The sequence below is a fragment of the Rhodanobacter sp. DHG33 genome, assembly GCF_014843005.1.
GTDB lineage: Bacteria > Pseudomonadota > Gammaproteobacteria > Xanthomonadales > Rhodanobacteraceae > Rhodanobacter_A.
Window position 1 is genome coordinate 273,799 of the sequence record NZ_JACYXM010000002.1, and the last position, 20,592, is coordinate 294,390.

Annotated in this window: 22 protein-coding genes; 1 reads left to right on the top strand and 21 read right to left on the bottom strand. The window is 68.9% G+C overall.

The features are described 5' to 3' along the window. Positions 1-41: 41 nt before the first annotated feature. The gene (locus tag IHE46_RS04190) at positions 42-1,883 is read left to right on the top strand and encodes an ABC transporter ATP-binding protein (RefSeq protein WP_192163754.1); all 1,842 of its coding nucleotides are present in this window, start codon (positions 42-44) and stop codon (positions 1,881-1,883) included. 37 nt (positions 1,884-1,920) lie between these two features. Here the strand turns inward: IHE46_RS04190 and IHE46_RS04195 are convergent, their stop codons facing one another. The 21 genes from IHE46_RS04195 to IHE46_RS04295 form a co-directional block, all read right to left on the bottom strand. Further along, positions 1,921-2,361 carry an excinuclease gene (locus IHE46_RS04195; RefSeq protein WP_192163375.1) on the bottom strand — a complete coding sequence of 147 codons (441 nt, stop codon included), beginning with the start codon at positions 2,359-2,361 and terminating at the stop codon, positions 1,921-1,923. A 31-nt stretch (positions 2,362-2,392) separates the two neighbouring features. After that, complete coding sequence (gene fabG, locus IHE46_RS04200; protein WP_192163376.1) at positions 2,393-3,121, bottom strand: 3-oxoacyl-ACP reductase FabG; 729 nt, start codon at positions 3,119-3,121, stop codon at positions 2,393-2,395. Then, positions 3,114-3,581: a hotdog family protein gene (locus tag IHE46_RS04205; RefSeq protein ID WP_192163377.1), complete on the bottom strand. Its 468-nt coding sequence runs from the start codon at positions 3,579-3,581 to the stop codon at positions 3,114-3,116. Before IHE46_RS04205 ends, fabG begins: the two co-directional genes overlap by 8 nt. Beyond that, on the bottom strand, positions 3,578-4,759 hold the full coding sequence (locus IHE46_RS04210; protein WP_192163378.1) for a beta-ketoacyl-[acyl-carrier-protein] synthase family protein: 1,182 nt from the start codon (positions 4,757-4,759) through the stop codon (positions 3,578-3,580). The genes IHE46_RS04205 and IHE46_RS04210 overlap by 4 nt, the downstream gene beginning before the upstream one ends. Continuing rightward, a complete protein-coding gene (locus IHE46_RS04215) occupies positions 4,756-5,475 on the bottom strand; it encodes a class I SAM-dependent methyltransferase (RefSeq protein WP_192163379.1) in 720 nt (239 codons plus the stop codon). The genes IHE46_RS04210 and IHE46_RS04215 overlap by 4 nt, the downstream gene beginning before the upstream one ends. Positions 5,476-5,584: 109 nt before the next feature. Further along, entirely contained in the window at positions 5,585-6,022 is a 438-nt protein-coding gene (locus IHE46_RS04220) for an acyl-CoA thioesterase (RefSeq protein ID WP_192163380.1), read from the bottom strand. Then, positions 6,015-6,968: a glycosyl transferase gene (locus IHE46_RS04225; RefSeq protein WP_192163381.1), complete on the bottom strand. Its 954-nt coding sequence runs from the start codon at positions 6,966-6,968 to the stop codon at positions 6,015-6,017. The genes IHE46_RS04220 and IHE46_RS04225 overlap by 8 nt, the downstream gene beginning before the upstream one ends. After that, entirely contained in the window at positions 6,965-7,324 is a 360-nt protein-coding gene (locus tag IHE46_RS04230) for an acyl-CoA synthetase (RefSeq protein ID WP_192163382.1), read from the bottom strand. Before IHE46_RS04230 ends, IHE46_RS04225 begins: the two co-directional genes overlap by 4 nt. Continuing rightward, positions 7,321-7,866, bottom strand: a complete 546-nt coding sequence (locus tag IHE46_RS04235) for a hypothetical protein (RefSeq protein ID WP_192163383.1) — start codon at positions 7,864-7,866, stop codon at positions 7,321-7,323. The genes IHE46_RS04230 and IHE46_RS04235 overlap by 4 nt, the downstream gene beginning before the upstream one ends. Further along, positions 7,854-8,138, bottom strand: a complete 285-nt coding sequence (locus IHE46_RS04240) for a phosphopantetheine-binding protein (protein WP_192163384.1) — start codon at positions 8,136-8,138, stop codon at positions 7,854-7,856. Before IHE46_RS04240 ends, IHE46_RS04235 begins: the two co-directional genes overlap by 13 nt. Then, entirely contained in the window at positions 8,135-8,926 is a 792-nt protein-coding gene (locus IHE46_RS04245; protein WP_192163385.1) for a lysophospholipid acyltransferase family protein, read from the bottom strand. Before IHE46_RS04245 ends, IHE46_RS04240 begins: the two co-directional genes overlap by 4 nt. Next, positions 8,902-9,648, bottom strand: a complete 747-nt coding sequence (locus tag IHE46_RS04250) for a beta-ketoacyl synthase chain length factor (RefSeq protein ID WP_192163386.1) — start codon at positions 9,646-9,648, stop codon at positions 8,902-8,904. Before IHE46_RS04250 ends, IHE46_RS04245 begins: the two co-directional genes overlap by 25 nt. Beyond that, positions 9,645-10,892: a beta-ketoacyl-[acyl-carrier-protein] synthase family protein gene (locus IHE46_RS04255; protein WP_192163387.1), complete on the bottom strand. Its 1,248-nt coding sequence runs from the start codon at positions 10,890-10,892 to the stop codon at positions 9,645-9,647. The genes IHE46_RS04250 and IHE46_RS04255 overlap by 4 nt, the downstream gene beginning before the upstream one ends. Continuing rightward, the gene (locus IHE46_RS04260; protein WP_192163388.1) at positions 10,892-12,115 is read right to left on the bottom strand and encodes a beta-ketoacyl-ACP synthase; all 1,224 of its coding nucleotides are present in this window, start codon (positions 12,113-12,115) and stop codon (positions 10,892-10,894) included. The genes IHE46_RS04255 and IHE46_RS04260 overlap by 1 nt, the downstream gene beginning before the upstream one ends. Beyond that, positions 12,112-14,481: an MMPL family transporter gene (locus tag IHE46_RS04265; protein ID WP_192163389.1), complete on the bottom strand. Its 2,370-nt coding sequence runs from the start codon at positions 14,479-14,481 to the stop codon at positions 12,112-12,114. Before IHE46_RS04265 ends, IHE46_RS04260 begins: the two co-directional genes overlap by 4 nt. Then, entirely contained in the window at positions 14,478-15,089 is a 612-nt protein-coding gene (locus IHE46_RS04270) for an outer membrane lipoprotein carrier protein LolA (RefSeq protein WP_192163390.1), read from the bottom strand. Before IHE46_RS04270 ends, IHE46_RS04265 begins: the two co-directional genes overlap by 4 nt. Beyond that, complete coding sequence (locus IHE46_RS04275) at positions 15,077-15,850, bottom strand: glycosyltransferase family 2 protein (protein ID WP_192163391.1); 774 nt, start codon at positions 15,848-15,850, stop codon at positions 15,077-15,079. The genes IHE46_RS04270 and IHE46_RS04275 overlap by 13 nt, the downstream gene beginning before the upstream one ends. 8 nt (positions 15,851-15,858) lie before the next feature. After that, positions 15,859-16,128: an acyl carrier protein gene (locus tag IHE46_RS04280; RefSeq protein ID WP_225562790.1), complete on the bottom strand. Its 270-nt coding sequence runs from the start codon at positions 16,126-16,128 to the stop codon at positions 15,859-15,861. Between the two features lie 258 nt (positions 16,129-16,386). Beyond that, on the bottom strand, positions 16,387-17,490 hold the full coding sequence (locus tag IHE46_RS04285; protein WP_192163392.1) for a Glu/Leu/Phe/Val dehydrogenase: 1,104 nt from the start codon (positions 17,488-17,490) through the stop codon (positions 16,387-16,389). A gap of 203 nt (positions 17,491-17,693) precedes the next feature. Next, positions 17,694-18,881, bottom strand: a complete 1,188-nt coding sequence (locus IHE46_RS04290; protein WP_225562791.1) for a CHASE2 domain-containing protein — start codon at positions 18,879-18,881, stop codon at positions 17,694-17,696. 42 nt (positions 18,882-18,923) lie between these two features. Continuing rightward, positions 18,924-20,579 carry a FecR domain-containing protein gene (locus tag IHE46_RS04295; RefSeq protein ID WP_192163393.1) on the bottom strand — a complete coding sequence of 552 codons (1,656 nt, stop codon included), beginning with the start codon at positions 20,577-20,579 and terminating at the stop codon, positions 18,924-18,926. Positions 20,580-20,592 lie beyond the last annotated feature (13 nt).

A 20,592-nucleotide genomic window follows, 5' to 3' on the forward strand; every position in this document is an offset into this window, starting at 1 on the left:
CACCCACGCTAGTGTCCTACCCGCTTCGTGCATTCCCCATGATCTTCCGCTGGTTCGAATCCCTGATCGACGCGTTCAAGGAACCGGTCGACGCCATGCCGCCGAAATCGGTGTGGCGCTTCTACGCGTTCTACCTGCGCCAGGCATGGCCGGTGTTCGCGGCGGTCATCGTGGTCGGTTTCCTGGTGGCGATCATCGAAGTGGCGCTGTTCGGCTTCATCGGCCGCATCGTGGATCTGGCGAAGGGACTCCCAGCCGCCGACTTTTTCCACCAGCACGGGCGCGAGCTGCTGGGCATGGCGCTGGTGGCGCTGGTGGCGCGCCCGGTGTTCAACGGACTGCACGACCTGCTGGTGAACCAGGCCATCGTGCCCAGCCTCACCAACCGCATCCGCTGGCAGAACCATCGCTACGTGATCCGCCAGAGCCTGGGCTTCTTCCAGAACGACTACGCCGGGCGCATCGCCAACCGCATCATGCAGACCGGCAGCGCGCTGCGCGAGTCGGCGGTGCAGATCGTGGATGCGCTCTGGTACGTGGTGATCTATACCGGCAGCGCCATCGCGCTGTTCGCCCGTGCCGACGTATGGCTGGCCGCGCCGCTGGTGGTCTGGGTGTTCGCCTATGTCGGGCTGCTTTGGTTCTTCATACCGCGCATCAAGCAGCGCTCGTGGAAGGCGTCGGAGGCGCGCTCCAAGATGATGGGGCGCATCGTGGACGGCTACAGCAACGTGCTCACGCTGAAGCTGTTCGCGCACACGCGCCGCGAGGAAGCCTACGTGGCCGAGGCGATGGGCGAGCAGACCGACAAGCTGCGCCGGATGACCCGCGTCACTACGGCGATGGACATCGGCATTACCACGCTCAACGGCTTTCTCATCACCGGCACCACGGGGCTGGCGCTGTGGCTGTGGAACGAAGGCCACGTCACGGTGGGCGCGATCGCACTTTCCACCGGGCTGGTCATCCGCATCAACAACATGTCCGGCTGGATCATGTGGGTGGTCAACGGCATCTTCGAGAACGTGGGTACCGTGCAGGACGGCATCACCACCATCGCGCAGCCGCGCGCGGTGCAGGACCGCGAGGGCGCGATGCCGCTGGCGGTGGCCAACGGCGCGGTGCATTTCCACGACATCCACTTCCACTACGGCAAGAAGGGCGGCGTGATCGCCGGCCTCGACCTCGCCGTGCGCGCGGGCGAGAAGATCGGCCTGGTCGGCCCCAGCGGCGCCGGCAAGTCCACCCTGGTGAACGTGCTGCTGCGCCTGTACGACCTCGAAGGCGGCCAGATCACCATCGACGGGCAGGACGTGGCGCAGGTGACCCAGGAAAGCCTGCGCTCGCAGATCGGCGTGGTGACGCAGGACACCTCGCTGCTGCACCGTTCGATCCGCGACAACATCCTCTACGGCCGTCCCGACGCCGGCGAAGCGCAGATCGAGGACGCCGTGTGCAAGGCGCGCGCCGACGAGTTCATCCTCACCCTGGTCGACGGCGAAGGACGCGTGGGCTACGAGGCCCTGGTCGGCGAGCGCGGCGTCAAGCTAAGCGGTGGCCAGCGCCAGCGCATCGCCATCGCCCGCGTGCTGCTGAAGGACGCGCCTATCCTGGTGCTGGACGAAGCCACCAGCGCGCTGGATTCCGAGGCCGAGGCGGCGATCCAAGAAAGCCTGGACCTGCTGATGCAGGGCAAGACGGTGATCGCCATCGCGCATCGCCTATCCACCATCGCGCGCATGGATCGCCTGGTGGTGCTGGACAAGGGACACATCGTCGAGACCGGCACGCACGCCGAACTGGTGGCGCGCGATGGTCTGTACGCCAGGCTGTGGAAACGGCAGACCGGCGGCTTCGTGGCGGTGGAGGATGGCGTGGCCTGAGTACGGCGCGCGCTCCTCGGGGAACGCGCTGGTCCGGTCAGTGGACCTTGGCCAGCTTGGCCTTCAGCTCCACGCCGGACATCAGGAAGCCCACGTGGCATTCGTAGTTCTGGGCGTCGCGGTATTCATTGCCGTCGTAGTTGCTCACGATGTCGATGACGGCATTCGCGCCGGCCTTCTTCGCGTCGTCCTGCAACGCGATCAGCACCGATTGCAGCACCCAGTCGCAGCTGACCTGGCTTCGCTTGCCGAAGCCGTTGGTCTTGCGGGAGACGTCCACGTTGTCGTCCACCACGCTGACGTCGCCGCTGGGTGCGTTGCCCGCAAGATAGAACTTCACGCTGCCGTCCAGCTTGCCGCTAGCGGTGGCGGCCTTCACGGCGTTGTCGAAAGTCAGGTGCACGATCTTGTCGGTGGCGTGGCTGGCCACGGGCGCGGCGGCGAGCAGGGCGGCGAAGGCGAGAGTCTGGATGCGCATGGCGTTGCTCCTTGCGGACTGGGAAAACTGCTCAGCACAGGCCGCCGTTGACGGCGAGCACCTGGCGGGTGATGTAGGCGGCTTCGGGACTCATCAGGAAAGCCACCGCGGCGGCCACTTCCTCCGGCGTGCCCGCGCGTTGCGCCGGGATGGCCTTGAGGATTTCCTCCACCGGCACGTCGGCGTCGAGCATGTCGGTGTCGATCAGGCCGGGCGCGACGCAGTTCACGGTGATCTTGCGCTTGGCAAGCTCCACCGCCAGCGCCTTGGCCGCGCCGATCACGCCGGCCTTCGAGGCGCTGTAATTGACCTGGCCGCGGTTGCCGATCAGGCCGGAGACCGACGTGATGCACACGATGCGTCCCGGTGCGCGGCGGCGGATCATCGGCATCGCCAGCGGATGCAGCACGTTGTAGAAGCCGTCGAGGTTGGTGCGCAGCACCTGGTCCCAGTCTTCGTCCGCGAGCGCGGGAAACGCGCCGTCGCGGGCGAGGCCGGCATTGCACACCACGCCGTAGGGCGCGCCGTGCTGCGCCACGTCGGCTTCCAGCGCGGCGCGGCAGGCGGCGCGGTCGGCGATGTCGAATTGCAGCACGCGTGCGGCGCGCCCCATGCGCTCGATCTCCGCGCGCACGGCTTCCGCCTCGTCGCGCTTCGAACGGCAGTGCAGGACGAGGTCGTAGCCGGCCTGGGCCAGCCGCAGCGCGATCGCGCGGCCGATGCCGCGGCTGGAGCCGGTGACGAGGATGCTGTCAGCCATGGCGGGATTCCGTGTCGGATGAGGGGAACAGGGCACTGGCGTCGGGTGGGCTGAAGACCGTGAGGCGCGCTTCTGCCAGCACGCCGGGAGCCTCGATGCGGCAGGCGAACACGCCCATGCCGCTCTCGTCGTGGAAATCGCGCCGCGCCTCGATGCGCAGCTCGGTGCCGGGGACGAATGCAGCCACATTGCAGGTGTAATGCCGCGTGCCGAGCAGGAAACCCAAACGCACCGGCGCACCGGTTTCCCTGGCTTGGCAGCCGGCCCAGGCGGCGATGGCCTGTGCCATCAGCTCCACGCCCACCCAGGCGGGCAGCGTGCCGTCGGCGTCGTGGAGCAGGCCGTCGTTCGGCACGCGGCGAGTGCAGAGCGCGTGTTCGGGTCCGTGTTCCAGCACGGCGTCCAGCAGGATCATCTCGCCGGCGTGCGGCAGCAGCTCCGCGATGGGCCACGCGGTCATGCGGCGTCTCCCAGGATCAGGCAGGCGTTGTTGCCGCCGAAGGCGAAGGAGTTGCTCATCAGCCGGCGCGGTTTTGCGGCCGGCAAGCACGCGCCCACGTCGACTAAGGACAATGAAGGAAGGCTCGGATCGGCGTGGCCATCCCAGCGCTGCGGCGGCAGCCGCCCGTCGTGGAGGCTGAGCCAGCAGAAGGCCGCTTCCAACGCGCCCGCGGCGGCCAGTGTGTGGCCGGTCAGCGACTTGGTGGACGAGCAGGGCACGCCGTGCGGGAACACCGTGGCTACCGCCGGCGCTTCCATCGCGTCGTTGTGCGTGGTGGCCGTGCCGTGCAGGTTGAGGTAGTCGATCTGCGGAGCGTCGAGCCGCGCCTCGGCCAGCGCATGGCGCATCGCCGCCATGGCGCCGTGGCCTGCGGGATCGGGCGAGGACATGTGGTGCGCATCCGAACTCGAACCGGTGCCGAGCAATTGCACGGCGCCGCGTTCGCGCGTCATCAGGAACAGGGCGGCAGCCTCGCCGATGTTGATGCCGCGCCGCTCGTGCGAGAACGGGTTGCACGGCGCGGGATCCATCGCGCCGAGCGCGTGGAAGCCGTTGAGCGGCAGCCGCGCGAGCGTGTCCACGCCGCCGCAGATCACGGCGTCGCAGAGGCCGGCCTGCAACAGTCGTTGCGCGCTGATGATGGCGCGCGCGCCGGCGGTGCAGGCGGTGGAGATGACGTAGCAGGGGCCGTCCAGCTCCAGCCATTCGGCAAGGAACTCGGCAGGGCCGGCCAATTCCTGGTGCTCGTAACGGTAATCCGCGGGCCATGCCCCTTCGCTGCGCTGCGCGGCGAGGCCATGAGTGGCCTCCTCGATGCCGCCGGTGCTGGTGCCTAGCACCACGCCGATGCGCCCGTTGCCGTATCTCGACATGGCCGCCCGGATGTCCGCCTCGATTTCCTGGGCCGCGGCCAGCAGCAGGCGGTTGCAGCGGTTGTCGCGGGCAACTGCCAGTGTCGCGGGAATGGGCGGCAGCGGGATGCGCACGGCGCCCAGTGGCGGAGCATGGCCGGGAATCCAGCCGGCCTCGTCGCGCAGTCCGCGGCTGTCGCCGGCGAACAGCGCTTCGGCCACCGCCGCCTTGCCGGCGCCCAGCGTGCAGACCAGCCCCAGCGCATTGAGGAAAATCCCGCTCATGCGTGCAGCGGCCTGCGCGCGGCCACGTTCACCAGGGTTTCCTCGCGTTGGCCGGGTGGCGGCGGCGCGCGCAGGCCCCAGCGTTCCAGCAATCCGAAATCCTTCGAGCGGCTCCACCACAGGTAGGGCAGCGAAACGTTCGCGTCGCCGAACTGGAAGCCCTGCATGCGCAGCATGTCCAGGTAACCCTCGGCGCTTTTCTGCACGTGCATGGGGTGGCGGAAGAACCAGCGGATCACCCAGGTGTCGATATAGGCCTTGGTGGATTCGGCGAACAGCAGCCAGCCGCCGGGTTTCAATACCCGCCAGAACTCGGCCAGCGCACGCTCCTGCTCGACGAGGTGGTGGAAAGTCTGATGGCAGAACAGCACGTCCACGCTGGCGTCGGGAAGATCGATGTGCGCGCAGTCGGAGGCGATCAGCTCCGCGTCGATGCCTTCGCGTTCCGCCTCGTTGCGCGACAGCGCCAGGCTGTGCGGATCGGCGTCCAGTCCGATCAGCCGGTCGGGAGCGAAGGCCGCCTGCAGCATGCGGAACGACTTGCCCTGGCCGCAGCCGGCATCGAGCAGCACGCCGCCGCGCGGCAGCGGTTCGCCGATCAGGCGCTTCAGGTCGTTGATCGCCACGCGCAGCACGTGGTGCTGCCACGTATGGGTGGCGAGGAAGCGGAAACCGATGCGGGTTTCTTCGACGTAGGTGGGGCTGGCGTAGTTCATGGCGCTTCGTCGGAAATGCGGCCGTCGAGGGCCGCCACAGGATGCTCACGCCGGTGGGCGGGCGCTGGGAATGCGGATGCGCGGATGGCCGTCCGTTCGATTTTCGCGATCACGGATGGGCTCCTGAAATACAGCGCTCCACGGCGTCGGTGAACACCGTCGGCGAGACCAGCTGCATGACGCCGTCGGCCAGGTTCACCGCCACCTGCACGGTGCTGGCGCGGGTGAGGCGTTCGCCGGTGGCGGCATCGGTGATGACGTAGTGGATCTTCAGGCGGTTCTGCCATTCGACGAGGCCGGCGCGCACGACGAGGAGCTGGCCGAAGCGCGCGGCGCGCGCATAGCGCAATTGCAGGTCGATCACCGGCCACGCGTAACCGGCCGCCTTCATGTCGGCATAGTTGTGGCCGATGCGGTCGAGCAGGGCGCAGCGGGCGACCTCCAGGTATTTCACGTAGTGGCCGTGCCACACCACGTCCATCGAATCGACGTCGAAGAACGGCACCACGACCTCGACGTCCGCGTGCAGTACGCCAGCGCTACGCATCGGCGGCATCCCAGTACGGATAGAAATTGAACCACTGCTGCGGCGCCAGCAGGCACCACTCGGCGAGGCGGTCGGCGTAACGCTGCGCCCATTGGGCGATGGTCGCATCGCGCTGGCCGCGCGCCCAGGCGGGGGCATCGAGGAAACGTTCCAGTCGGATTTCGTATTGGCCGGCGATCTTCAGGCAGCACATCAGGTTCACCGGGCAGCCGAGCAGGCCGGCCAGCAGCCAGGGCCCCTGCGCGAACGGGGCGGGGCGGCCGAGGAAATCCACGGTGGCGCGGCGGCCTTCGTGCAGGGGCACGCGGTCGCCGGCCATCGCCAGCCATTCGCCGCGCTCCAGCCGCTGCGAAAGGTCGAGCATCAGCGCGGCATCCAGTTCGCTGACCTGGATCAGCCGCATGCGCTGCTCGCCGGCCTCGCCGAGCAGGCGGTTGAGGTGGGCGACATGGTGTGTGTGCACCAGCACGTTCAGCGGCACCTGCTCGCCGAGTTCGGCCAGCGCGCGGCACACGTCGAGGTTGCCGAGATGGGTGCCCACCAGCAGCTGTCCGCGGCCGCCGTGGCGGCTGGCCAGCAGCTGCGCGCGCAGACCGTCGGGATCGAGTACGCGCACCTGCTCGAATCGCAATGCGCCCCGCCACACGTCGAGACGGTCCAGCAGGCACTCGGCGAAGGCCATGAACTGCGCGAACACGCGCCGTGGCGTGGGGCGCAACTCGGTACGCCCGCTCCATGCAGCGAGATGCTGCAGGTAGTCGCTGATGCTGCGCCGGGCGCGACGCCCGGTGAGGAAGAAGTACAGCACGATCAGGTGCAGCAGCGGCGACAGCAGGCGGCGTCCGCAATGGCGCGCCGCGAAGGCGGTGAAGCGCATCAGCAGCAGGTTGCCGCGCTCGCGCTGCGCGGACCAGTGCCGTGGCGTGGCGAGTTGCGCTTCGCTCATTCGCCAGTCTCCAGCACGAGGCGTCCCGACGAGAAGGTGTCGTCGCCATCCCGATAGGCGAAGTGCAGCTTGCTGCGCGCGCGGTCGAAACGCAGTGCCAAGGTCACGCGGCTGCCCGGCTGCAGCAGGCGCTGGAACTTCAGCGCCTCCATCTCGCGGCAGTGCGGCGGCGTGCCGAGGCGCGAGGCGGCCAGTCGAAGTGCCCAGGCGACCTGCACCACGCCGGGCAGCACCGGGGCCTGCGGGAAATGGCCAGGGAAATAATCCAGATCCGCCGGCACGGCGAGACGCAGCGTGCATTCGTCGCCGTCGCGCTGCTCGTCGATGACCGCGGGATCGAGGCGGCGCGTATTCATGCCTTGGCCCGCAGCCGCTTGCGCAGCAGCCATTCGCCCACGAACAGCGGGCCCATGATGAAGTACACGAGCAGGCCGTTGTACAGCGTCCACCATTTCAGCGGCGCCCACAGCGTGAGCGCGGCGGACATGCCGGCGTTGAATACGAAGAAGCCCACCCAGACCCAGGTGACCTTGCGCGTGTAGGGAATCGCCGCGTCCGGCAGATCCGGCTCGCGCACGCGGGCGATGCGCTCCACCAAGGGCGGCCCATAGACCAGGCTGAGCCCGAACGTGAGCAGCAGGAACAGGCTGATGAGGGTGGGGTACCAGCGCAGCAGCGCGGATTCGCCGCTGACGCCCAGCAGCGCGCAATAGGCCAGCGCCACGACCAGCATCCAGCGCCCGCCCGGTTCGCGCAGCAGGAACGGCGCGCGCAGCAGCCATGCCGCCGCCAAGACCAGCGCGAACACGGGCGGCGGCACCGTTTCCATGCCGAAGTAGACCAGGAACGGATACAGGATGCCGATCAACGGCAGCAGGATTTTGATCAGTGCGCGCATGCGGCCTGCTGGCTGGCGACGAAGGCGGCGAGGCTGGCCACGGTGGCGAAATGGCGGCGCGCGTCCCGATCGTCCGAGGCGATGCGGATGTCGTAGCGCTTCTGCAGCGCCAGCGCCAGTTCCAGCGCGTCCACGGAATCCAGACCCAGCCCTTCGCCGAACAGCGGCTGTTGCGGAGGGATGTCGGCGGCCTGCAGGTCTTCCAGGTTCAGCGTGTCGATGATGAGCTGGGCGATCTCCTGCTCCAGCGCGGCGTGGGTCGAGGCGTTCACGGGGTGGCGAGCTCCCTGAGGAAGAGTTGGTGCAGGTGGTCGTTGAGGCGGCGCGAGGCGATCGGCATGGGCGCGTCGGCGTTGAAGAGTGCGGGGTCGATGTCGGTACCCACGCGCAGCCGGGCACGGAAGCGGCAGTGCGGAATGCGGTACCACGGCGTGCCCTTGGTCAGGGTGGGCGGGTCGATGTCGATGAATACCGGCGTCACCGTGCGTGCGCCGCGCAGTGCGATGGCCGCCGCGCCGCGGTGGAATTGCGGCGGCCGGCCGGGCACGGTGCGCGTGCCTTCGGGGAACACGATCAGGCATTGGCCTTCGCGCAGCACGTCGGCGGCGCGTTCCAGCATCTCCATGCTGCCGTCGTTGCCGATGTACTGCGCGGTGCGCACCGGACCGCGCGTGCAGGGGTTGTCGAACAGCCCCTGCTTCACCACGCAGTTCGCGTCGCGGATCTGCGAAATCAGGAACACCACGTCGATCAGCGAGGGATGGTTGGCCACGACCAGCTGGCCGGGGCGGCCCAGGCGGTCGGCGCCGTCGATCACGAAGTCCAGCACGCGCGTGCGGTACATGAACTGCACGTGCAGCCAGAACGCCCTGCTGATGGCGGCGCGTGCGCGTCGGCGCTGCTCCAGCGCGGTGCCGGGCAGGCAGCCGAGCAGGGGCAGGATCAGCACGCGCAGCAGCAGGCCGCCCAGCCCGAACAGCACGAAGCTGGCGCCGGTGGCCAGCAGCCGCCAGGCCCAGAAATCGCGGCGAAAGTTCACCGGGTGCGTTGCCAGTTCCATCGGCGTGTCTTCCATGTGTGTTCGAAAGCGGTTTCGTGCGTGAGCAGGGCGCGCAGGAAATTCAGCGCATGCGGCAGCGCACAGGGCGAGTCGCCCCGTGCACGGTCGAGCCGCAGTTGCCAGTGATCCCCCGTGGGCGTTTCCATGGTTGCGTCGAGCTTCCCCAATCGCAGGGCCACAGCATAGGAGAAGGGCACGTCCGCGATCCATGGCGCGTAGGTGGGCGGCGGCAGTTCCTCGGCCACCACCATCAGGGCGGACGATGCGCCGGCATCCAATTGCAGCGCGGCTTCCAGCACGGCGTGCTCGAAAGTGTCCGCTTCGCCGGCGATGGCCGAGGACTCGCCGCGCTGGCCGCGCAGGATCGACCATTGGCCCGCGATGGCGTTGTGCACCGAAAGCCCGAAGCGGGTAGGCGACAGCGGCTGCCGCTCGACGATGTCGGAAAGCAGGGTGAGCGTCTGCGATGTTTCGCCATGGCGCGAGCCGAACACGAAGGGCAGCTGCTCGTCCTCGCCGCACAGCGGCCACGCGGTTTCCAGCGTCATCCGCGCCAGCCGGCTCAGGCGGCGGCGCGGCAAGGGGGGAAGGAAGGCGCAGGACGGTTGCGTCTGCGCGTCATCGGGCATGACGCGCGGCGACTGCGCCCAGGTCTGCCAGTCGTCGGCGCTTTCCAGTCCCGGCGCCCATGCGCGCCAGCCTTCGAGGCGGAACGCGATCACGCTGCGGCCTCCTCGACGCGCCGGAACAACAGCGCAGCGCAACTGCCGCCGAAGCCGTGGCTGGCGCTTAGCGCCGCGTCGACGCGTTGCTCGCGATTCGCTGCCAGCAGTGGGGCATCGGCGAAATCGGGATCGACGTCGTCCAGCGGCGCGCCTGCGGCGAGGAAACCGCGTTGCAGCATCAGCAGGCAGGCGATGGCGTCCAGCGCCCCGGCCGCGCCGGGAGCGTGGCCGATCAGCCCCTTGACCGAGGACAGCGGCGGCACCGGCGCGTTGCGCGCGGCGAAGACGGCGCGGATGGCCTGCCACTCGGCGAGGTCGCCCTGCGTGCCGCAGGCATGCGCGTTGACGTAGCCGGGCAGCGTGCCCGCGCGATCCACTGCCTGGCCCAGCGCACGGGCGATGCCCTCGGCGCCGGAGCCGACCATGCTGGCGGCGTCGGTGGCGCTGCCGTAGCCGGCGAGCTCCGCCAGGATAGGGGCGCCCCGTTCGCGCGCGTGTTCCAGCGATTCCAGCACCAACACGCCGGCACCGGCGGCCAGCACGAAGCCATCGCGTTCGCGATGGAACGGACGCGAGGCCCGCATCGGATCGGGTTGCGGCGACAGCGCGCCCATGGCATCGAACCACATCGCCGTGCTCGGGTGCAGTTCCTCGGCGCCTCCCGCGATGGCCACGGTCTGCCGGCCGCACTGGATCAGCTCCATCGCTTGGCCGATCGCATGCGCGCTGCTGGTGCAGGCCGAACTGAGCGTGTAACTGGTGCCGCCGATGCCGTAGGCATGGGCAAGGCTGGCGGACAGTGCACCGCTCATGCCGCGCGGCACCGTGAAGGGCGACACCTTGGCGATGCCTCGCCGGCGATGGTGGTCCAGCGCTTCCTCGTGCTCGCTGAGTGCCGCGCCGCCGCCCAGCACGAGGCAGCAGTCGGCTGCCGCAAGCCGCTCGGATGGCAGCCCGGCCTGTGCCAGCGCTTCGTTCGTGGCATGCCACGCATAGCGCGCGGGTGCAGCCAGGAAGCGGCGCAGTTTGCGCGGCGGTTCCGGTTGCAGGATGTCGGCATCCACCGGGCCACCGACCTGGCCGCGCATGCCGAGCGCGGCGAAGGCATCGATGCGGTGCAGGCCGTGGCGGCGCTCGCGCAATGCGCCAAGCAGCGCCGAGGTGCCCGCGCCCACGCAGCTCACCGCACCCATGCCGGTGACCACCACGCGCGGCAGGCCGTTGGCGTCGCGCAGCCGCATCAGGCGAGTGCCTTGAAGATCAGCGAGGTGTTGATGCCGCCGAATGCGAAGTTGTTGTTCATCACCACGTCGGTGGCGATGGCGCGGCCGGCGCCAGTGAGATAGTCGAGTTCGGCGCAGTCGCCTGCGCGTTCGTCGAGGTTGAGCGTGGGCGCGAACCAGCCCGAGCGCATCATCGCGATGGCCCACCACGATTCCAGCGCGCCACAGGCGCCCAGCGTGTGGCCCACGTAGCTCTTCATCGCACTGACGGGCACGCGCGTGCCGAGCACGTCGGCGGTGGCGTGGCTTTCGGCCACGTCGCCGCGGTCGGTGGCGGTGCCGTGGGCGCTGGCGTAGCCGATGGCGCTGGCCGGCAGCTGCGCGTCTTCCAGCGCCAGGCGCATCGCCATCGCCATCGTTTCGGCGGTGGGCTGGGTGATGTGCGCGCCATCGGAGTTGCAGCCGAAGCCGATCACCTCGGCGTGGATCGTGGCGCCGCGCGCCTTGGCGTGTTCGTATTCTTCGAGGACCAGCGTGGTGGCGCCTTCGCCGACGACGAGGCCGTCACGCTTGGCGTCGAATGGACGCGGCGTGAGCTGCGGTTCGTCGTTGCGCGTGCTGGTGGCGAACAGCGTGTCGAACACCGCGGCGCCGGGGCCGGAGAGTTCCTCCGCGCCGCCGCACAGCATCAGCTTTTGCTTGCCGTAGCGGATCGCCTCGTAGCCGTAGCCGATCGCCTGGCTGCCCGAGGTGCATGCGCTGGAGGTGGGGATGACGCGTCCCTTGAGGCCGAAGAACACGCCCACGTTCACGGCCGTGGTGTGCGCCATCATCTGGATGTAGCTGGTGGCGGTGACGCCGTGCATGGAGCCGGTGTCCAGCATGCGCCCCATCACGCGTACCGGTTCCACACTGCCGCCGGAAGAGCCGTAGGCCACGCCCATACGACCGTCGCGGATGGAGGCGTCATCGGCGAGGCCGGCGTCGCGCAGGGCATGCTCGCTGGCGGCTACCGCGAACTGCGAGACGCGGCCCATCGAGCGGGTTTTCTGGCGTGGCCACGGCGGCAGCACGAAGTCGTCCACCGGGCATCCGAGGCGGCCGTTCAATGCGTCGAAGTAATCCCATTCGTGCATGCGCCGCACGGCATTGCGGCCTTCGCGCAGGCGCGCGGAGATGCTGGCCCAGTCGTGGCCCAGCGGCGTGATGCCGCCCATGCCGGTGACGACGACGCGTTTCATCGTGGCAGTCTCGCAGTGGTGTCCGTGGTGGCCCGGCTCGCCGGCACCAGCAGCACGGTGAAGGCGATGCCCAGCAGCAGGGTGAGGCCGAAGTCGCGCAGCGCTGGCATCGAGCTGAGCGACAACAGACCGAAGGAAAGCAGTGCAGTGAGCGCGGAGAGCAACACGCTGGCGTACATCGCACCGGGCTTGTCGGCGGTGTGCGGTTCGCCTTCGTGCAGGAACACGGCGTAGTTCGCGCCCACGCCCAGCACCAGCATCAGCGCCATGCCGTGGAACAGGGTGAGCGGCTGATCAAGGTAACCCAGCGCAGCGAGGGTCAGCGCAATGCCCAGCACTGGCGGCGCCAGCACGCGCGGCGCGCGGCGCCAGCCGTAGCGCCAGCCGAACACCGGCACGATCAGCAGCACCGCCGCGAGCAGCCACACGCTGGCGTAGCCGCGGTAGCGCCCGAACAGTTGCGACACGCTGGCCGGCTTGTCCACCAGCTGCACGCCGGTCAATCCTGCGGCGGCCTGCGCGAGCGCGGTTTCGTCGCCGCCCTGCGGCAGCACCAGCGAGGCGCAGCCTTGTGCATCGCAGCCCATCCAGAGCTGGCGGAACGGAGTGGAGAGCGGCGTCTTGAGCCAGTCGTCCAGTGGCAGCGGCGCGCCGGGCCATGCGGCGACGTAGGCGTCGATAGCACTGGCGCGGAAGCCGGCATCGACGAGTATTTGGCGCAAGTGCGCAGGATCGTTGAACAGCGCGGACAGGAGTGCGTGATCGTGCGCCTGCCGTGCCTGCGAAGGCACCATGCCGGCGAGGCCCGTCCAGCCTTCGAGCTTGCCCTCGTTCACCAGCGCTTGCAGGCGCGCTTCCAGTGTTTCCTCGTGCTGCAGGGTCTGTTCTTTGTCCTTCCCTTGCACGAGATAGAACTGGCTGGCGTTGCCCAGTCCGCTGATCTCGCGGATCTGCTGCTCCTGCGCCGTGAGCGCGGCGGGTTGCGCGATCAGGTGGTGCACGTCGTCGTCGTGATGCAGACGCATCCATCCCGGGAGCGCGACCAGTAGCAACACCACAGTGAGCCCTGCGCCGCGCCAACCACGTGCAGGTGCGGCCAGCGTCCGCTGCATGGCATGCGCGCCGCGCACCAGCACCGGCGTGACCGCTTTCGCGGGGCGCTGCAGCAGGGCGGGCAGCAGCCAGAACACGCTGAGGCAGGCGGCGACCATGCCGCTGATCGCGAACACCGCCATCTGGCGCAATGCCGGGAACGGCACCAGGCCAAGCAGCGCATAACCCAGCAGGGAAGTGCCCAGCGCGAGCAGCAGGGCAGGGCGTACTTGCCGCAGCCCCGCACCCGCCTGCCAGCGCGGGCCGGCGTGCGCGCGTGCGCTCAGGTACTGGATCGAATAGTCCACGGCCTCGCCCAGCAGCGCCGCACCGAACACCAGGGTGAGCAGGTAGATCTGGCCGAACACCAGCAGCGAGACGGTGGTAGCCGCCACCACGCCGACGGTGGTGGAGAGGAAGGCCAGCAGCAGCGACCCGGGCGAACGGAAGACGGCGAGCAGCAGCAGTGCGATGCCCAGCGCGGAGATCCAGCCCACGCGATCCATGTCGCGTTTCGCGTTAGCGCGCGCAGCGGACGCGTAGAACACCGCGCCAGTGTGCAGGACGGTGGTGCCGGGATAGTGGCGTTCGATCTGCGACTCGGCGTCTTGCAGCGCATCCAGTGCGCGGCGCTGCACGCCGTCGTCATAGGACGATCCCTTGAGCGCAGCGGTGACCAGCACGTAGGTCTTGTCGCCGCGATGCGCCACCAGCAGGTCGTCCTCCGGCAGCAACGGCGAGCGGCTCCACGGCTGCTGCGCCAGCCAGTGCTGCAGCCAGCCGAACGGATCGTCGGCCAGCGGGACGCCCACACCGGTGAGGAAGGGTTCGTTGAGCCGTTGCGCCAGCGCCTGTGCGGGATCGAAGCCGGGGGACGCAAGCACGGCGCGGTCGGTCTCGGTGAGCAGCCAGTCGCGGTGCGCAAGGTAGGGCGCGGTGACCTGCGCGAGGTCGAACGGCGGCAGTTCGGCCGTGACGTCGCCAAACACGGCGTGCGTGGCCAGCGCCTTGCCCAGCGTGCGGGCTGCGTCCTTGGCGCGCGCGTCGTCGCGGTTCGATACCAGCAGCACCACGCGGTCGCCGTTGGCATGGGCGAGGCGTTCCACCGCGGCTTCGGCCAGCGGGTTCTGCTCGGTGGTCGGCAGCATCGCCAGCAGGTCGGTCTGGATGGGCAGCGGGCCGCGCCCGAACAGCAGCCACGCGCCCAGGACGACCATCGCCAGCGTGGCGATGGCGAACAGGGCGGCGCGCAGTTTCAGCAGGCGGGGTGTCATGGCAGGCCGAGTGCGCGCTGCTCCGGCGCGGTCAGCGGGCCGGCGTCGCGGGTGTGCTCGAAGTGGATCTCGGTGCGGCTGCCGTCCTGCATGGCGATGGCGATGCCCTGCAGGAAGTCGTCGCCGTTCAGCGTGATGCTGCCCAGTACGCGCGCCATGCGCGCCTGCTTGGGCACGAAGCGCAGCGTCCACTGTGCGGGTGTGCCGCTGGCCGCGACGTCGAACTGTCGCTGCGCCTCGTCCAATTTGCCGCCCAACAGGCCCTGCAGCATCTGCGACACCTGGCTGACGCCACGGTCGCCATGCATGGCTGTGGCATGACCCTCCGCATCGATGCGCGCGCTGCGATCGCCGGTGAGGGCCAGCGTTTCCTGGTAGGGCGTGGTGGTCTGCCACAGCATGCCGTGCCCCAGCACGAACAGCAGCCGGCCCTCGCTCACCTGCGGCTTGTCCAGCGCGGGGTTGCTGCGGGTCTGGGTGAAATCGGCGCGCACCGCGGCGTGCTTGCCCAGTTCGGCCAGCACGTTCTGCAACAGAATGTTGTCCGCCTGGGCGCGGGCGAACGGCGCGAGGCAGCACAGCAACAGCAGGATCATCAGGCGACGCATGCGGTTTCTCCACGGAATCGGCGCCACAACAATCGCGGCGCCCGGGGAAGCATGCCAAGCAACAGCCGCGTGTGCATCGCCGAGATGCGCAGGTTGTCGCGGAACATGCGGAAATGGGACAACCCATTTTCCGGATAGATCACGCGGGTGGGCAGGTTGGCCACCGGTACGCCGCGCCACATCAGTCGTACCGCGATCTCGGTGTCGAAGTCCATGCGCGCGGGCGGCGGTTTGCACGCAATCTCCGCACAGGCGGCTTCCAGCGGATACAGACGATAACCGCACATCGAGTCGCGAAGGGCCAGCGACAGCGTTTCCAGCCATACGCAGACGTGGGTGATATAGCGCCCGTACAGGCGCGCGCGCGGCACGCTGGCGTCGTAGACGGGCGCGCCGCAGACCAGTGCCTGCGGGTGCGCGCGGCCGGTGTCGAGGAACCGCGGGACATCGCCGGTATCGTGCTGTCCGTCGGCGTCGATCTGCAAGGCGTGGCTGTAGCCGGCCTCGCGCGCGGCGAGCAGGCCGGCGCCGATGGCGCGTCCCTTGCCCTGGTTGTACGGCAGGCGCAGCAGGCGCACGCCGCCGGTGTCGCGCGCGAGCACGTCGAGCACCTGGCGGGTACGTTCGTCGCTGCCGTCGTCCACGATCAGCACGGGCAATCCGTGCGCGCGCAATGCATGCACGGTGCGCGCGATGGTGCTGCCGTGGTTGTAGATCGGGATCAGCGCGCAGGGGGCGAAGCGGCCGAGGGCGTCCGGCATGGCCGGGCTCAGCGTTCGAGCAGGCCGTGCACGGTGCTCACCACGTCGCCTACGGTGCGCACGTTCTTGAAATCTTCCGGTTTGATGCGCATGCCGGTCATCTCCTGCACCTGGATGGCCAGGTCCACCGCGTCGATGCTGTCCAGCCCGAGGTCGGTGAACAGGTGGGCGGACGGCGTGACGCGCGCAGGCTCGATCTCGAACGTGTCGTGCAGCACCTTGCGCAGGCGTTCGAGGATGTCCGTATCGCTGATGCCTGCGGCCAGGATGGTGCTCATATCGCGTTCTGCTCTCGTTGTTCCGTGCGTACCGTGATGCCTTCCGGGGCTGTTTTCGCTGCGGCACGACCACGCGCCGGTGGCGGCGTTGGCCTGGCTGGCAGTTTCCCGACGAAGTGATTCCCCTGTATGGCGGAGGCCCATCGTGCCGGCGCACCGCCGCCGCGAGTGTAACAGAGCGGCGCCGCGGCCGAGGCGTGCCTCCGAAACAAGAGGCCGCCTTGCGGCGGCCTCTCGCTGAAACACGGGCGAACCGGCTTACTGACCGCGCATGCGGCCCTGGAAGCGGGTGCTGCCGTTGCCCATGTGCGGCAGCTTGATCTTGCCGATGGCGTTGATGCGCTCCTCGGCGAGACGGTCGGCGGCCTTGTAGGTCGGCACGTTCTCGGTCTTGCTGATCTCGAAGATGCGGCCCAGGTTGTAGTAGATGGTGCGCATCATGCGCATGGCGCGCTCGCGGTTGTAGCCGTCGATCTCCAGCGACACGTTCATCACGCCGCCGGCGTTGACCGCATAGTCCGGTGCGTACAGCACGCCGCGGCGGGTCAGTTCGTCGCCGATGGAGTCGGTGGCGAGCTGGTTGTTGGCCGCGCCGCAGATGATCTTCGCCTTGATGCGGTCGATCGTCTGCTCGTTGAGCGTGCCGCCCAGTGCGCAGGGCGAGTACACGTCGGCGTCGACGTCGTAGATCTCGTCCAGGCCCACGGCCTCGCAGCCCAGCTCGTCGACGCAGCGCTGCACGGCGTCCTTGTTGATGTCGGTGACAAACACCTTGGCGCCCTGTTCGCGCAGCAGCTTGATGAACTCGCTGCCCACGTGGCCGCAGCCCTGCACGGCGTAGCTGTACTTGCCCACGTCTTCGTTGCCGTGCTTGACCTGCAGCGCGGCCATCAGGCCCTGCAGCGTGCCGTAGGCGGTGAACGGCGAGGGGTCGCCCGAGCCGCCGTGCACCTGGTGCACGCCGGTGACGTACTCCGTCTCGCGGAACACGTATTCCATGTCGTTGACGTCGATGCCCACGTCCTCGGCCGTGATGTAGCGGCCGCCCAGCGAGTTGACGAAGCGGCCGAACGCGCGGAACAGCGCCTCGGACTTGTCCTTGCTCGGATCGCCGATGATCACCGCCTTGCCGCCGCCCAGGTTCAGGCCGGCCACGGCGTTCTTGTAGGTCATGCCGCGCGACAGGCGCAGCACGTCGTTCACCGCATCCTGCTCGGTCTTGTACGGCCACATGCGCAGGCCGCCCAGCGCGGGGCCGAGTACCGTGTTGTGGATCGCGATGATGGCCTTCAGGCCGGCGTCCTTGTTGTGGCAGAAGACGACTTCTTCGTGACCGGTTTTGGCGAGGGTTTCGAAAATCATTGGAACGGCGACTCCGTGGAGAGGTGCCCGCGGGCATCCAGGAATGGCGGCATCGCAGCGATGACCGCCGGGTAACGGCATAGGCTTGGATTCATCGTCCCGAACGGGTCGGTGCGGCAAATCCAGTCGACCATTCTAATACGCGGGCGTGAATGGGCTGTGGCGCGACGCAGCACGGCGGCCGGATCGGGGTGCAGCCAGGCTCACAGGGCCCGCGAGGCGGTTTCGGGCAGGCGCCGCCGCGCGCGCATGAACGCGTCCAGCCGCGCGAGCGGCCATGCCAGCGCCGCGCCGCCAAGCATCAGCAGGACGCAGGCGCTGGGCGGCCACCAGACGCCGGCAAGCCGCAACAGCAGGATGCTGAACAGCAGGGTGGCCAGGATGGAGGCCGCCGCTGCCCGCCATGCGCGCGCCAGGCCAGGCAGGCCGTACAGCAGCAGCGGGAGCAGCAGGACCGCGCTGCCGAGCAGGAATTGTGCGGTGATGTCCAGCGGCAGGATGGCCAGGCCGCGGCGCAGCGTTTCCAGCATGTTCGCCTGGTACTCCACGCCGGGCATCGGACCGTCGGGCGTGTCGGTGATGTCGCCCATGCCGGCGGCGGTCGCGCCGACCAGCACCAGTTTCCCCTTGAGCAGCGAGGGGGGCACCTTGTCGTTCAACACGTCGGCGTAGGAGAGGCGGCCGAAGCTTCCCCGGATTCCGGCGTAGTGCAGCAGGACCAGGTTGTCGCGTTCCCACAGGTAGGGCGAACGCGGGTCGTTCAAGCTGTCGCGCAGCCCGGGCAGGGGCGATGCCGATGCTTTGCCCTCGGGCTGGCCGATCCGTTTCACCGCCAGCGCCAGCGAAGGCCAGTACGGGCTTCCCAGGCCGGCCATGAGATAGGCGCCGCGCGCGATGCCGTCGTCATCCATGCCGACATCGACCTGGCCGATCGCGGCGGCGGCCTTCGCCACGGCGGGTATGGGCAGGATTTCCGCCGACATGCCGCCCAGATCCTGCGCCTCGGCGAACACCGGCATCGCCACGCGCCCATTGCGGGCGATGGCGGCTGCCAGTGCCTGGTCGTTCTGCGGCTGGTCCACGTCGGGTTCGGCCACGGTCACGTCCATGCCGATGCCGCGGGCGCCGTCGGCGGTGAGGCGGTCGATCAGGCGCGCATGGATGGCCCGCGGCCATGGCCAACGGCCCAACGCATCGAGGCTGCCCGGATCGATCGCCACGATCACCACGTCATTGCCCGGCGCGTACTGCCAATGGCGCATGTGCAGGTCGTAGAACGCACGGTCCAATCGCGTGCTGCGGCCGCTGGCCAGCAGCAGCGCGAGCAGTCCGACCGCCAGGGCCCAGAGCGCGCCACGCACCATCCAGACGAACGGGTCGGGACGGGTCATGCGTCGTGGCGGCTCGGTGCGGCAGCGTTGTGCATGGGGCTTTTACAGAAGCAGCCACAACACAGCGGCACCGCCGCCTGCCACGGCGATACGGCAGGCGATGCACGGCAGCTTCACCTTCTGCACCGGGCTCCACGGGCCGGCGTAGCCGTCGGTGTCGATGGTGCGGACGTGCAGGTACCAGGTGCCATGTGCCGGTTTCGGAATCTCGAGCTGGGGCTGCGCCAGCGTTTCGTCCAGGGTGGGGTGCGCGAGATCCGGGTCGCGCGACATCTGCACCTGGTAATGCTGTCCGGGCAGGCCGGTCTGCCAGCTGAAGTCCATGTTCTTGCCGGCATGCTTCGGTTTGTTAGCCGCCGGCACGGGGGGTTCGGCCACCAGGTCGAACGGCATCGGGGCGCTGTACGGCCCCAGCTTGCCGTTGCGGTCGCGGGTGGCGATGCGCCACCAGTAACGGCCGAGGGGCAGCGCATGCGGCGCACGCGCGCTGGTGCCGGTGAGCGCATCCTGCGACCCGAGCAGCTGCTGGAAATTCGCGTCGCTGGCCAGTTGCCATGCATACGAAGCGGCTTCCGTGCTCTCGGTCCAGCCGAAATGCGGACGGGTGTCGCGCACCTTGCTGCCGGGTTGCGGCTCGACCACCAGCGGCGGTTGCGGATGCGCGCTGAGCTGGATGGTGCAGGTCGCGTCCTGGCCTTCCAACTGCTGCGCATCGATGCCGTGCACGCGGATCGCGTAGCTGCCGTCGGGCAGGTCGGGCAGGTTGACGCCTGCCGCGGTCACCACGCGATCCATCAGCAGCGCTTCGAAGCGTGCGTTCGGCGCGACCTGCGCCCGGTAGTGCGTCGCGTTCGGCAGGGCCGTCCACGCCAGCGGGTAGGAAGTGCTGCCGACGGGTTGTTCCGGGCAGTGCAGGACGGGTGCGTCCAGCAATACCTGCGGCGTGCCGGGACGCTCGCCGGCAGCCACCGCGACGCCCTTGCCGCCGGCGATCAGCACATGGCGCCCGTCGCCGTTGACATCGACGCGGCCGCCCAGCACCTCCGTCTGCGAGTGATCCGATCCGTCCGTGCCTACGCGGAAATGCGTGCCGCGCACGCTGGAGATCGAGCTCGGCGTCTGCACGCTGAAGTGCGCGACCCCATCGACATGGGTCACGTCGTTGACCGTGCGCCCGCGTTGCAGGCGCAGGCGCGTATCCGCCATGCCCGTATGGCCATAGGCGCTCAGGCGGTTCAGTTCGAGCACGCTGTCGTGCTGCATCAACACGCGCGAACCGTCGGCGAACTGCAGCGTGAGGCTGGCGTCGGCATCGGTGGTCAGCCGCGTGCCCATGCCGAACGACATGCCCACCTTGACGTCCTGGGGCGTTCCCTGGTCGCCCTGTTGCGCATGCGCGCTGCCGATCTCCGCCACCACCGTGGCATTGGCCGGCTGTACCGCCAGCCAGGCGACGGGGATGCGCAAGCGCATTCCGGGCGGCAGGTGATAGGGGTCGGCGACCTGGTTGTAAGTCTGCAATTGCTGCCAGGACACGTCGTGCTTCAGGTAGCGCCGCGACACATCCCAGATGTTGTCGGTGGGGCGGACCCGGTAGGTCCAGTCCGCGGCGTGTGCGAAAGGCAGCATGCCGATCGACAGCAGGGCGAAGGCGGCCAATCGGCGGGGACGGCTAGAGATGCGACGTACGGAGGGCATGGTGCGGCCTGTA